Source organism: Lacticaseibacillus pantheris DSM 15945 = JCM 12539 = NBRC 106106 (genome assembly GCF_001591865.1).
In the GTDB taxonomy this organism is placed as follows: domain Bacteria; phylum Bacillota; class Bacilli; order Lactobacillales; family Lactobacillaceae; genus Lacticaseibacillus; species Lacticaseibacillus pantheris.
Map to the genome: position 1 here is coordinate 1 of NZ_BCVS01000015.1, position 13,378 is coordinate 13,378.

Annotated in this window: 9 protein-coding genes and 1 tRNA gene; 2 read left to right on the forward strand and 8 right to left on the reverse strand. The window is 55.4% G+C overall.

Translation table 11 applies throughout. From position 1 onward, the window contains the following. Positions 1 to 152: 152 nt before the first annotated feature. Entirely contained in the window at positions 153 to 2,480 is a 2,328-nt protein-coding gene (helD, locus tag LPA02S_RS02860) for an RNA polymerase recycling motor HelD (protein WP_054649384.1), read from the forward strand. Between the two features lie 15 nt (positions 2,481 to 2,495). Then, a complete protein-coding gene (locus LPA02S_RS02865) occupies positions 2,496 to 3,152 on the forward strand; it encodes a CPBP family intramembrane glutamic endopeptidase (RefSeq protein WP_054649386.1) in 657 nt (218 codons plus the stop codon). A gap of 583 nt (positions 3,153 to 3,735) precedes the next feature. Here the strand turns inward: LPA02S_RS02865 and LPA02S_RS02870 are convergent. The 8 genes from LPA02S_RS02870 to LPA02S_RS02905 form a co-directional block, all read right to left on the reverse strand. Further along, complete coding sequence (locus LPA02S_RS02870) at positions 3,736 to 3,993, reverse strand: type II toxin-antitoxin system RelB/DinJ family antitoxin (protein WP_162256022.1); 258 nt, start codon at positions 3,991 to 3,993, stop codon at positions 3,736 to 3,738. A 429-nt stretch (positions 3,994 to 4,422) separates the two neighbouring features. Continuing rightward, positions 4,423 to 4,495, reverse strand: a tRNA-Thr gene (locus LPA02S_RS02875). A gap of 83 nt (positions 4,496 to 4,578) precedes the next feature. Continuing rightward, positions 4,579 to 5,451, reverse strand: a complete 873-nt coding sequence (locus tag LPA02S_RS02880; RefSeq protein WP_054649390.1) for a transcriptional regulator — start codon at positions 5,449 to 5,451, stop codon at positions 4,579 to 4,581. Next, positions 5,438 to 6,310, reverse strand: a complete 873-nt coding sequence (locus LPA02S_RS02885; RefSeq protein ID WP_054649392.1) for a helix-turn-helix domain-containing protein — start codon at positions 6,308 to 6,310, stop codon at positions 5,438 to 5,440. The genes LPA02S_RS02880 and LPA02S_RS02885 overlap by 14 nt, the downstream gene beginning before the upstream one ends. Positions 6,311 to 6,386: 76 nt before the next feature. Then, positions 6,387 to 7,040: an HD domain-containing protein gene (locus LPA02S_RS02890; protein WP_082405333.1), complete on the reverse strand. Its 654-nt coding sequence runs from the start codon at positions 7,038 to 7,040 to the stop codon at positions 6,387 to 6,389. A gap of 852 nt (positions 7,041 to 7,892) precedes the next feature. After that, complete coding sequence (locus LPA02S_RS02895) at positions 7,893 to 9,530, reverse strand: peptide ABC transporter substrate-binding protein (RefSeq protein ID WP_054649396.1); 1,638 nt, start codon at positions 9,528 to 9,530, stop codon at positions 7,893 to 7,895. Between the two features lie 245 nt (positions 9,531 to 9,775). Next, positions 9,776 to 11,416 carry a peptide ABC transporter substrate-binding protein gene (locus LPA02S_RS02900; RefSeq protein WP_056956155.1) on the reverse strand — a complete coding sequence of 547 codons (1,641 nt, stop codon included), beginning with the start codon at positions 11,414 to 11,416 and terminating at the stop codon, positions 9,776 to 9,778. 213 nt (positions 11,417 to 11,629) lie between these two features. Next, positions 11,630 to 13,264, reverse strand: a complete 1,635-nt coding sequence (locus tag LPA02S_RS02905) for a peptide ABC transporter substrate-binding protein (RefSeq protein ID WP_054649402.1) — start codon at positions 13,262 to 13,264, stop codon at positions 11,630 to 11,632. Between the last annotated feature and the right edge of the window lie 114 nt (positions 13,265 to 13,378).

A 13,378-nucleotide genomic window follows, 5' to 3' on the forward strand; every position in this document is an offset into this window, starting at 1 on the left:
GGAGTACCCCACGTAAGCCGCAGCTCACCGGGCCGGCCTACGCTGCCGCCAACCGCCAATGCCAATGCCAACGCCAAGCTTGCACAATCGGCCAGGGGGAAGTACAATGTACTATCCATTTCATAGTGCACGTACAAGAGGAGGCTAGCAATATGCAGAACGCATCCCGCGCTGACGAACAGCGACGCGTCGACCACGTAATTGACCGGCTCCACCACCGTCTCGGCGTGGTAGCCGACCAAATTGACCAGGCCCACGCAGAAACCCGCGACGTTGAACAAAACTACGGCGACAACACCAAGGTCAACATCACCGAGGTGGACGACCGGATGGAAACCAACGCCGCCGTCCAGCAGCAAAAGCAACTGGTGGCCCGCGCCGTCGAGAACGAGCAAATTCTCCAAAAGGAACAAGCCCGCCTCACCCGCCTGGCCCACTCACCCTACTTTGGCCGCATCGACATCACCGAGGACGGCGCCGACGATACCCTGTACATCGGGACCGGCACCTTCCAGGACAGCGACAACCAGTTCCTGGTGTACGATTGGCGCGCCCCCGTGGCCTCCATCTACTACAACGGGACGCTCGGACCCGTCGACTACAACACGCCGGTCGGCACCGCCCACGCGACTTTGAACAATAAACGCCAATTTCAGATTGAGCACTGCGAAATTCGCAACATGTTCGACACCAGCGAAACCGTCGGGGACTCCATCCTCCAAGAAGTGCTGGGCGACGCCAGTTCCGAGTACATGCAAAACATCGTCGCCACCATTCAGCAGGAACAGAACACCATCATCCGTGACACCAGTTCCGACCTCCTGCTCGTACAGGGGGCCGCGGGGTCCGGCAAAACTAGCGCCGTGCTGCAGCGGATTGCCTTCCAGCTCTACCACAGCCGGTCCACGTTGGACGCCAACCAGATGGTGCTGTTCTCGCCCAACAAACTCTACGCCACCTACATTTCACAGGTGCTGCCGAGCCTCGGCGAAAAGAACATGATTCAGACCACCCTGGTCGAATTTCTCGCCCGGCGGCTCACCGGCCTGCAGGTGGAAACCCTCTTTGACCGCTTTGAGCGCGACGAATCGTCCTTCCCCGAGGCCGCCAAAGCCATGCGGCGGGTCAAAGAGAGTGCGGCATTCATGGACGCCGCCCGGGTTTACGCCAAGCATGATGCCGAACCCCACTTTGTGGACGTCGACCTCAACGGCGAAACCTTCTTTGCTGCCGCCAACATCCAGAAAATTTACGACCGCCTCCCGCGACAGATGACCCTCGCCGATAAGTTTGCGGCTACCCGTAAACGCCTGATGAAGCGTCTCAACACGCGCATTGGCCTGGAAACGCACCAGGACTGGGTGGACGACATTCTCGCCAGCCTCAACGAGGAGCAGGTACAACACTATATCGGCAACCAGCGCTTCGAAAATGGAGCCGACGAGTTGCGGGCGGTCGCACGGGCCGTCGTGGCCGAACGCTTTGCGCCCGTCTACACCGCGCTCTACGACGACTACTTCTTTGACCCCTACCTGAACTACCTCGACTTCCTCCGTCAGTACCCCCAGACCGTGGTGGACGCGGCCACCTGGTCGGCGATGTGTGACGCCGTCGGTCTGGACTTAGAGTCGCACCGCCTGCGTCTGGACGACGCCGCTCCGCTGATGATGATTCGCGACGTTCTCACTGGTGGCGGCCAAAATCACGCCATCCAGTCCGTCTTTGTTGACGAGATGCAGGACTACAGCATCGCCACCCTGAAGTACCTGCACCACGCCTTTCCGCGCGCGCAGCTCACCTTTCTGGGTGACGTTGCCCAGGACGTGTTCACCGGCGACTACACCGACGGGCAAAATTACCTGGCCGACCTCCAGCGCGACTTTGCGGATCTCCATCCCCGCCTCGTCACGCTCGACAAATCCTACCGCTCCACGCGCCCCATCACGGACTTCGCGAACGCCCTCATTCCGGCTGGCAAGGACATCACCGCGTTCAGTCGCACGGGCGTCCTGCCCCAGCTGATTACGGTGCCGCAGCGGACCTACCAGCCGGTACTTTCGACGCTGGTCAACCACCTGCTGCAGCGGCACCCCACCGTCGCAATTCTGACCAAGGATGCGGCGACGGCACGCAAAGTCGCACTGGGGCTCCAAACCGACGTGGACGTCACCCTGCTCAGCAAGGACGACCACCAACTCAGCCGCGGCTGCGTCGTCCTCCCGGTGTACCTCGCCAAGGGCCTGGAGTTTGACGCCGTCATCGGTTTTGACGTTTCTGCGACCAGCTACACCACTCCGGGCGACCGGGATATCCTGTACACCCTGTGCACCCGCACCCTGCACGAGCTAGTGCTAGTGGCCCGCGACGCCCCGTCACCTTTGCTCAAAGACGTACCGGCAACGTTATACACGCGGCTCACCGGTGACGAATACCTACACCACGCCGCCGAAGAACCCGCCAACGCCGAACCTCAGCCTTAACAGAAAGGATCGTCCATGAGCAAACACTTTTCAACCACGCAACGGGTATTGGGCTTCCTGCTCGCGTTCATTATGTACCAGCTGGTGGACATGTTGGTATTGCCGTCAGGCCGTCACGAGACGCCGGTGACCATCACCATCACCGTTGTGGGTTACGGTATCTTCATTGCAGTGCTCGTCTGGATGTACCACCGCTACGCCGCAACCCAGACGCCGCCCGACCACCGGCAACCACTACTGAGCAAGCGCAACTGGCAAGCGCTGCTCGGGGGGCTGGCCATTATTGTAATCGTCCAGGTGGCCGCCTGGCTGGCCGCGACGCACCACCTTGCACCACAAAGTAGCAACCAGACCGCCGTGGTCAGCTACCTGAACCGCATTCCGTGGAGCATGTCGCTGTCGGTGGGCCTGTTCTCACCCATTATCGAGGAGCTAATCTTTCGCGGTATGCTCATGAACGCGTTCACGGCGCGGCGTACTCGCAGTAGCCGCTGGTTCGCTGCGATTGTCAGCAGTATCGCCTTTGCGTTAGTGCACTCCCCTGGCGATCCGATTAACTTCCTGACGTACTGTGGCCTGGGTGCCGGCATGGCCTTTGCTTACGCCTGGAGCGATGATGTGCGGGTGGGGGCGGTGCTACATGTGCTCAACAACTGCTGGGCACTATGGTGAACGGGTAGACTTGTCGCCGTCATGCGGCACGGGATATAATATGTATGCGGTGCTGCTACACCGCAGCGTACGTAGTTAGTACGGTTGGCCAAGCTAATTACCCGTGCGGGTGGTTAGCTTTTTTTACAATTGCGAATGCTTGCGCCAGATTAAGTGCGGCACGCGATAGTGTTAATATCGCGTGAGCAATTTCCCGCACCATAATCGCAGCGGCGACAAACAATACTGCCACAGCTGTGCTACCTTTCTAATTTTTTTGGTTGTGCATGGGCATCACCATCCTTACCCTAAATAAGGTGTGATGGGTATCCCGTGTACTAACCCCCACGTACTAGAACCCGCCCTCACTGGACGGGTTCTATTTAGTAATTTCGCCAAATCTCTCAATTTGATTGTTCACGCGTCATCTTTTTTTCGTTCTTTGCGCGCACTACAATAACGTGGACGCCGTACCTTTGCCTCACAGCAGCGGTCAACTTTTCATCTGTTAACAAAAATAGTTCATCACACCTTATGCGTGCGAGGCCGTCGACCCTACCGATCAATTTTGGTGGGGCTTTTTTGGTTCAAATTGTCCACGAGTTTACAGTTTATCCATAGCACCCAGGTAGTCAGCGAAATTTGCAAAGTGTTCAACCCTACCAGCCTTTACGTCCACTAGGGCATCCGCCAGCGTCTCGGGCAAAGTGTTGGCGGCGCTCGGCGTAAAGGGCATCCCCCCATCGTTGACTACTTGATGCAAAAATATGTTAATCCCCGTACTGAGATCCATACCCATCGATTCGAAAGCATCCCTGGCCAATTGTTCAGTTTCTTGATCCGTCCGAACTTGCACAACCACCCTAGTTTTTTTGGAACCATTATTCGATTCTGACAGAATGCATCACCCCCTCATTTTGTGGATATTGTATAAAAGTATAGGGCAACAGCCAATACCTAGCACATGTTTGTACCGCCAATAGTTGATAGTGGCTGCACAGTGTCTGCAAAAATGCAAAAATTTTTGTCATCAACCAACATCTACCGACAAACAAACCATGGGGGCAATCGCGGGCTCGTACTCTGCCGCCCAGCAAAACACTACTACAGTTTATTCTGGTTCTCCTCCGCTACCCATTGGCCCTTCCTACGTAAAGTCCACTGCCGAAACGCGCAAAAAGGGGCAACAACCTCCATCTAACAACAAATAACCCATGGGACCAAGTGCGGGTCCCATGGGTTATTTGTCGTTAGATTACGGTTGCTGACCGCCCCTTTTTGCGCTCTGCTCTGCCACCTATCGGACTTGAACCAATCACCTCAGCCTTACCACGGCTGCGCTCTACCTCATGAGCTAAGGCGGCGTGAAACCAAACTGGTCGCCTTAATAATATACCCGAAACGGGTCCGAAGCTTCAACTAATCCGTAGTCTCACCAACTAATCAGCTACTCAGCTTCCGCCAAACTGGCTGCCAGCTCCACCCGTAGCCGCTTCGCCACCGCCTTTGCCTGCACAAAGTCACATAACTCAATCACCGCACGCAGCCGTTCCCGTCCCGCCGCCGTCGACATCTCCGGACTGTGAATCATGTACAACGCCCTTAATCCCTGTAACCGCAACTCTTCGTACGGGCCACCAGCCAAAGCCGGTATTGTACGCACAGCATCCAGCGCCTTCTTCATCAACGGCAACCGCCCGTCCGCAAACGATAACTGCGCCACCATCAACAACGCCCCAATCTGCCGCCGCTGACTCTGGTAACCCAACCGCGTCTGGACGTCGAACGGCTGAATCAGCCCCGACCACATCGGCTCTACGTCATCCAAATTCAGTACCGTGGTCAACCCGTACGTGAACAACGCAAACTCATAATGGCTCCACGCACCATGCGCCCGCAGAAATCCCCGCAACCGCTGGCCCTCCTCACTGGTCCTGTGCGCCGACGGAGAGGCCGCCAAAATAATCGCGCGGTGCTCCAGCCACTCCTCGTGCGTCTCATCAAAGCGGGCGCGGTACCGGTCCGCCAACATCCGCAAACGTACCCGGCCAGCCGTACCGTACAAAATGCGCTCGCGAAGCCCCATGAAATCCTCGAAGCTGGCGTTAGGCTCCGGCACCATAACACGCAAATACTCCTGATAGGTCGCTGGAATCCGGTCCAGCATGTTGCTCAACCGGTCCACGGTAATTGCGTGACGACCCCGCTCAAAGCGCGACAGTGCCTGACGGTCCGCGTCGTTGTCCACCAACATGAGCTGTGACACCGCGTTCGCCATCCGTAACTCCCGAAAAGCGATGCCATACCTAGGCTGTACCATGGTTGTCATCCCCAATCATTGCAAACATCGCCCTTATGTGCTCCGCAAATAGTTGGTACTCCACTTTGTCATCCAGTATTTGCCACGCTCGTAGCACCTGGTCGCGCATCCGTTCGGCCTGCGGCACCGCCCCCTGTGCGTACGCCACCCCGGCCTGCACCTTGCGCACCATCAACCGTTCATACATATCTGCGGGCCGTAGCTGCCGGTCCACCTTTGCCAGCCACTCACCCGCTAGCGTCGCCGACCCCAGCACCACCTCGGCCTCGGCCAGGCACACCACCGCGTACGCCGTCGTGCACGGCCGCAGGTACCGCGCGTACGACCGCACGTAGGGTTGCTCCAACAACCGCGTCACCGTCTGGATGCGCAGGTCCTGGGGCAAAGCAAAGGCGGCCAGCGAGGCCACGAGATTGCTAAACATCCCCGGGCGTACGGCACGGCGGAGCACCGCGGTGACGGCGGCCAAAGACGTTCCGGTCAAAGCACCCCGCTGGTCCTCCTGGTCGAGCAACACGATACCGTTAATAGCCATGACGGCCGGTTGCGCTGACGGCGGGGCCATCGCCACAGCCGCGTCAATATCAGCTGGCCGCAACCGCCACGCTTCGGTTAGCTGGTACGCCCACCAATCCATCCAGTTGAGGTGGTCGCTTCCGGCGGCCGCCACGAACTCACTCAAACTGACGTGAATGTTGCGCAACAGGGAATCCAGCCGCTCGAAACTAATCTGGGATTCGCCCCGTTCAAATTGGGATAAAAACTGTACTGATACTTCCGCACCGGACGCCGCCTTGAGACTGTAGCCCTTGGCTCGACGTAACTCGCGGTAGGTATAACCAAAGTTAGTCGTTGCCATAATAGTTCACCCTCCTAAGTATTATTGTAAACGCTTGGGAGGGTGAATTGGTACCAATATTTAATAGATTGCTTTGTTATTTTGCGCCATTCACTTCGGCTTTGAACTCATCCACAAAGTCGTGCATGACCTGTTGCCGGTGGGCGCCAATTCGCTGGGCTGCAGGGGTGTTCAGTTGATCGACCAATTTGAAGAGTTTTTCATCAAAGTGGTTCAGAACGGAGCTCGTGTGCCGGTACTCGCTACCACTGAGCTGACTGCGTACCTCGCCGCCGTACAGCTGACTCCCGTGGGCGCCACCGTAGTAGAAGGTCCGGGCAATCCCGATAGCTCCGATGGCATCCAACCGGTCGGCATCCTGCACCAATTGGCCGTTCAGGTCCAGTGCAACGTCGTGGTCGAGGCTGTAATGGTACGACATTTGGTCGATGATACTGAGGATGGCGTCGGCGCTGCTTTGGTCAAATCCGGTATCCGCCAAAATGCTGGCCGTTTTGCGGCGGGCGGCGGGGACGGACTCCACGAGTTTATCGTCGTAGGTGTCATGCAAAGTCGCTGCGGCAACGACAATCAATGCGTCGGCCTCGGGAGTGTCGTGCAGCAACAGGACGGCGTTCGCGAGTACGCGGTTAATGTGGTCCAGCGAATGTCCGGTGCGGTCGGCGGCCAGCACGCTCTCGGTGTAGGCGTACAGGCGGCCGAAGCGCTCCTGCTCTGCGGGGGTCAGCAACTTAATTTCTGGTGTAGCCATCTCAAAAAACTTCCTCTCCGATTTGTTCTACTGCTTAGTATACGCCAGACTGCAGGTAATTGGTGAGGTGTTGTCGCCGTAGTGGCGTGGTGGTTCCGGCCGAGGGGGTGGTGCCCATGACCGGAGCTGTGAGAACTTATTTTAGTCAACCAATCGCATGTCCTTTAAAGCTATCACGCCCAATGGAGTACCGTCACCTTCAGTTGCTCGCCCGCATACGAATACGATACTTGCTGAAATTACGTTAGAGGTAGCCTGTCATGGACGAATTTGTGCGGGCCGCAACCGTCTTCCTTCAGCAAACACACCTAACATCAATAGATTGCTCTCGACTGCCTCGAATCTACGTCCAAATCACGTGATGGTTCTTGCACACACGTTGCATTACATCTCTACAGTTGCGTGGCCACTGGCGGCTGCGTTGCTTGCTGAAGGTATGCTGATGGTAGTCGGCCACGGGCGGGTTAGCCCGGAGCGGAGCGGGGGTACGGTGTGGCTGCTGTATGGGGATGCGCAGCAGCGCCGTAGGAAATTAATGCCAGTTGGTGCGTCAGCACTTACTGGCACTTATTGACGTACGGCGAGACCAGCTCAGAGACTGCGGGCCGGTTTTGCCCGTAGGCTTTGAGTGGCGGCGGAAGACCGCGGCGGGTTTGCGCGGGCTGGAGCCGTCTCCCTTTCAGCAGTCACACCGTACCCCCGCGGGAGCGCAGGGTTAACCCGCCCGTAGCCAGCCATCACCAGCGCACCGGAAGCAATCACCCCCGCCACCCGTTGCCAACACCAAAAAAAACAGCGCCCACCGAGGTGGACGCTGCGTGTGCGGAACCGTTACTTCTTGGTGACGGATTCCATGTCAATCATGTTGTTTGGACCGTAATCGTAGTTGCTGATCTTGGTGTTAGTCAGGTGCGCTTCACCGGTCTGGTACAGAGGGATAACCCCATTGTCCTTAGCCAGGATTTGCGTAGCCTTAACCAGGTCTTCCCAACGTTTGGAAGTGCTCGTGGCGTCGGTCGTCTTGGATGCCTGAACGTACTTGTCGTATTCAGCGTTGCTCCACTGACCGAAGTTGTAAGAGTTACCCGTAGTTTCCAGGTCGAGGAAGCTGATGGCATCAGGGAAGTCACCCTGCCAGCCACTAACCACCATGTCGAAGTTGTGCTGTTCGGACAGCGTAATCCGCGTCTTGAACGGAACGGACTTCGTCTTAACCGTAACCTTAGCGTCGCTAGAGCTCAGCTTTTCAAAGGCGTTCTGCAGGTATTCAGTCGTGGACTTGGCGGCGTCGGTGTCATCAGAAGTGATGGTGAAGCTGAATGAAGTCAAACCGGCTTCCTTCATACCTTCCTTGAACAGCTGCTTAGCCTTGGACAGGTCGTAATCGTTGTACTGCTTAACGCCCTTCGTTGCGGCAGCCGCAATGTCAGTGCCGTCAGAGTTGTACATGGACTTGTATGGCAGGATCGTGTAAACCGGACGGGAACCATCGCCCAGAACCTTGTTGATGAACTGAGTACGGTTGATTGACAGGGACAGAGCCTGACGAATCTTCTGGTTCTTAAATGCTGGAACCTTCTTCTGTTCCATTTCCAGGTACGTCGTCCGTCCCTGAACCATCGTCTTGTAGGACTTGTCGTTCTTCATCTGGGTGGCAGTGTCACCAGAAATGACGGCGTCGTCCAACTTGTTGGACTGGAACAGGTTAACGGCGGTGGAAGTATCCTTAACCACGGTCGTCTTAATCTTGTCGAGCTTGACGTTCTTGGCGTTCCAGTAACTCTTGTTCTTAACTTCAGTCCAAGTGTTGTTGGAACCATTCCAGTTAGTCAGCTTGTATGGACCGGAAGCGGTGATGTATTTGGATGCAGTACCGAACTTGCTGCCGTACTTCTTCACGACGGACTTTTCAACCGGGTTGAAGGTTTGCAGCGTGATCATCTTCTGGAAGTAAGGCATAACGCGGTCCAAAGTTACGACCAGCTTGTACTTACCTTCGGCCTTAACACCCATGGTTGATGGGTCTTTCTTGCCGGCGATGATGTCATCTGCATTCTTAATACCAGAGAAGATGTAGGAATATTCCGACTTCGTCTTTGGGTCAGCCGCACGTTCCCAGGAATAAACAAAGTCCTGTGCGGTGATTTCCTTACCGTCAGACCACTTAGCGCCCTTACGGATAGTGAAGGTGTAGGTCTTCTGGTCCTTGGAGACCGTTGGCTTCTTGCTGGCCAAGTCGGGTTCCAAGTTCTTACCCTTGAACCGGAGCAAGCCGGCCGTGGTGTCCTGCAAAGTCTGCCCAGAAATAACGTCGGTAGCCTGTGCTGGATCCATGGTCTGGATAACGTCCTTCACCATGCGGGTCATTGACTGTGACTTGCTGGAACTAGAACTGCTGCTCCCACAAGCGGCCAACAATACCACCATGGTGGTTAACATGGAGCCAAGCAAAAGTGGCTTCTTTTTCATGAATAATTGCCCCCTAATGTATGTACAGTGATTACATCTGTGCGTTTATGTAAATGATAATACGCTCATTTTCTCTTCATGTCTACACATTTTAGTCACATTCTAGTATAAAAGTTCAAATTTTGCACTCATTTAGCGATTTTGTTCACCACGGACATGGCAATTAGGCGCGGGCAGCTCTCATTATTGGCGCCAAAAATGGCTACCACTTTCCCGCAGGAATGGTGGTAGCCACTCTCATTACATTATTTTTGGTAGTAAGCCGTCGCCCAGTTAACCAAACCGTTGGGATTATTGTAAACGGCTTTGAGGCTAGTCTGCTTCACCCGCGCCTGTCCGACCTGGTACAAAGGCACCGTGGCCATCTCCCGCGTAAGGAGCTGGTCGGCTGCCACGAGGTCCCGCCACCGTCGCGTGACGTTGCCCGCGTCCGTGGTCTGTGCAGCGTTCACGAGGCTGTCATACTCCGCGTTGCTCCACCCGGCGTAGTTATTGCTGTTACCAGTAGTAAACAGGCTCAGGAACGTTACCGGATCCGGGTAGTCAGCCGACCACGCCGACACGGCCACGTCGAAGTCACCCGCGCGTAACCGGTCCAAGCGGTCATCTAGACTGAGTGGGTCAACCTTGACGGTCACGGTAGCGCCGTCCTGACTCAGAGCGGTCAATGCCCGCTGCAAGTATGCCAAAGTAGCGCGGGCGCTGTCAGTATTGTCGCCCATGACGGTTAAAGTTAAGTTAGTCTGCCCGGCCGCAGCCATCCCCGCCTTGAATAACTGACGGGCCTTCTGTAGGTCGTACTGACTGTACTGGGCCACACCGTCCGCCGCGGCGGTCGCAAAGTCGTTGCCGCTGTGCTCGTTATAAAACATTCCGGCCGGCACGATGGTGGACAAAGGCTGCGAGCCATTACCCAGCACGCGCGTGACTAAGGCTTGGCGGTTAACCGCCATCGAAATTGCACGTCTGACCGACTGGTTTTGCAAAGCCGGCACGCGGGACTGGTTCAACTCCATGTAGTAGCTAATATTTTGCTTGGCGGTATGGTACCCCTTGAGCTTGCGCGCGGTCTTAGCCGCCGCGCCACTCACGGTCACATCATCCAGGTCGCCCCGCTTAAACAACTTGAGTGCACGCTGACTCGACTTCACCACGCTGTAGGTTAACCGTTTGATGCGGACAGTCTTCGCATTCCAGTAGGTGGGGTTCTTGGTCTCCACCCAGCGAGTCTCGCCCTTACCCGCCCACTTAGTCAAACGGTACGGGCCGTTAAAGGTGAGCGTGCCCGTATTGGCCCCAAACTGGTCGCCAAACTTAGCGACCTGGCTCCGTTCAACGGGATCGAAAACCGCCATGGTCAACATGCTCTCAAAGTACGGTACGGCCTTCGTCAACTGCACACGCAAAGTGATCCGGTTAACGGCCGTGACGCCCAACTGCTGCGGCGCGACTTTGCCCGAACTAACCTCCTGGGCGTTGACGATATCGTCAAACGCGTACGCGTAGGGTGACTTCGTGGCCGGGGTAACGGCGCGGCGCCACGCATAGACAAAGTCCTGGGCGGTCACCCGGTTGCCGTCCGACCACCGCGCATCCTTGCGGAGGTGGAAGGTATAAGTCTTCTGGTCGGACGAGATGGTTGCCATCCGCGCCGCCATATCCGGCTGTAGCTGCTTATTGCTGTAGCGATACAGGCCGGAGTATACGTCCATCATGGTTTGCGCACTCACCAGGTCACTAGCCCGGGCGGGATCCATGGATTGTAGGTTACTAGTCTGCATTGCGTTGACGGTGGTACGCTGACGGCGTTGTTGGCCACCACAGGCCACCAACACTACCGCTAATAACACGAGCCACAAACCCGCCAATACGGACCGCTTCTTCATCCCCAAAATCCTCCCGATAATTACGTTGCTTTAACCACACGCTAATCAATTATACAGTGTTTCACAGACAAACACCACCATCATGTTCACGATTCGTGGACAAATTTTGTGCACCTACTCATCCAACAGTGGGTGCAGCCCGCGCCCACGCACTCACCCCAGGGACACAAAAAGCGCAACCCGGAGGTCACGCTTTAAGTCTAGGTATTAGCTTTACTTAACGGAAGCCTTAACCCAGTTGATCATACCGTTAGGGCTGGTCGTGACACCAGACAACTTAGTGTTGCGCAGGTGTGCGGCACCCAGCTGGTACAGAGGAATGACACCGGAGTCCTTAGCCAGAATCTGGTCGGCCTTAACCAGGTCGTTCCAACGCTTCGTGGTGTTCGTAGCGTCAGTATCCTTAGATGCAGATACGAGGTCGTCGTACTGCTTGTTAGTCCAACCACCGTAGTTGTAGGAGTTACCAGTAGTGAACATGTCCAAGAAGCTGATAGCGTCTGGGAAGTCAGCAGACCATGCTTCAATGGCCATGTCGAAGTCACCAGCAGTTGACAGGGACAGACGGGTCTTGAACGGTACGGACTTCGTCTTAACGGTCAACTTAGCGCCATCCTGAGACAGCTTACCAACAGCGGACTGCAGGTAGTCCAGCGTGGACTTAGCAGTATCCGTGTCGTCACTCAGCAGGGTGAAGGTCAGGTCGGACAGACCGGCTTCCTTCATACCTTCCTTGAACAACGTCTTAGCCTTGCTCAAGCTGTAGTCACTGTTCGTCACACCCTTAGATGCGTCGGTAGCAAAGTCCTTGCCGCTGTCGTTGATCATCATGTCTTCTGGCACAACGGTCTTGGATGGAACGGAACCATTACCCAGAACCTTCTTGATGAATTCGGCACGGTTGATGGACATGGAGATAGCCTGACGAATCTTCTGGTTCTTGAAGGCTGGAACCTTCTTCATGTTTGGTACCAGGTAGTAAGTGGCGTTCTGCTTAACAACCTTGTAACCCTTGTCGTTCTTAGCCTGGGCTGCAGTGTCACCAGTAACGGTAACGTCATCAGCCTTGCCGGAAGTGTACAGGTTGTACGCGGTGTTGTTTTCCTTGATCACCTGGTACTTAACCTTCTTGATGGAAACCTTCTTGGCGTTCCAGTACTTGCTGTTCTTGGTCTCGGTCCAAGTATTTTCGGAACCAGTCCACTTGCCCAGCTTGTAAGGTCCGTTAAACGTCAAAGTGTTGGCGTTGGTACCGAACTTGGAGCCTTCCTTCTTAACCTGGGATTCTTCAACCGGGTCAAAGGTCTGCAACGTAATCATCTTTTCGAAGTAAGGCATAACCTTGTCGAGTTGAACTTCCAACTTGGTCTTGCTCAGGGCCTTGATACCCAGAGTCGAAGGATCCTTCTTGCCGTTGATGATATCGTCGGCATTCTTAATGCCAGAGAAGATGTAGGCATATTCAGACTTCTGCTTTGGATCGATGGCGCGCTTCCACGCGTACTCGAAGTCCTGTGCAGTCACCTGCTTGCCATCGCTCCACTTAGCGTCCTTACGCAAAGTGAAGGTGTAGGTCTTCTGGTCCTTGGATACGGTTGGCATCTTGGCCGCCATATCTGGTTCCAGCTTGGTCTTGTTCCAGCGGAACAGACCGGAGTACACGTCGGTCATGGACTGACCAGAAATGACATCAGTTGCCATTGCTGGGTCCATAGTTTGCAGCACGTCACCCTGCATGTATGTAACGGATGACTTCTTGCTAGAAGAACTTGAGCTTGAACCACAGGCTGCCAACAAGGCAACCATCGTGGTCAGCATCGCTCCCAGCATCACTGACTTCTTTTTCATAGTTGTTTTCCCCCTACTATGCTTCAAGATGAACCTATTGTACACCGAATTCTCACTTAACACTAGTTTTTGCCACATTTATATATCGTTAACCATAGAAATACATGAGTAAAA

What these genes read in the sequence shown, in the direction of transcription:
- LPA02S_RS02905 (WP_054649402.1), bottom strand. Translation starts at nt 13,264, where the DNA reads ATGAAAAAGAAGTCAGTGATGCTGGGAGCGATGCTGACCACGATGGTT.
- LPA02S_RS02885 (WP_054649392.1), bottom strand. Translation starts at nt 6,310, where the DNA reads ATGGCAACGACTAACTTTGGTTATACCTACCGCGAGTTACGTCGAGCC.
- LPA02S_RS02895 (WP_054649396.1), bottom strand. Translation starts at nt 9,530, where the DNA reads ATGAAAAAGAAGCCACTTTTGCTTGGCTCCATGTTAACCACCATGGTG.
- helD (WP_054649384.1), top strand. Translation starts at nt 153, where the DNA reads ATGCAGAACGCATCCCGCGCTGACGAACAGCGACGCGTCGACCACGTA.
- LPA02S_RS02900 (WP_056956155.1), bottom strand. Translation starts at nt 11,416, where the DNA reads ATGAAGAAGCGGTCCGTATTGGCGGGTTTGTGGCTCGTGTTATTAGCG.
- LPA02S_RS02865 (WP_054649386.1), top strand. Translation starts at nt 2,496, where the DNA reads ATGAGCAAACACTTTTCAACCACGCAACGGGTATTGGGCTTCCTGCTC.
- LPA02S_RS02880 (WP_054649390.1), bottom strand. Translation starts at nt 5,451, where the DNA reads ATGGTACAGCCTAGGTATGGCATCGCTTTTCGGGAGTTACGGATGGCG.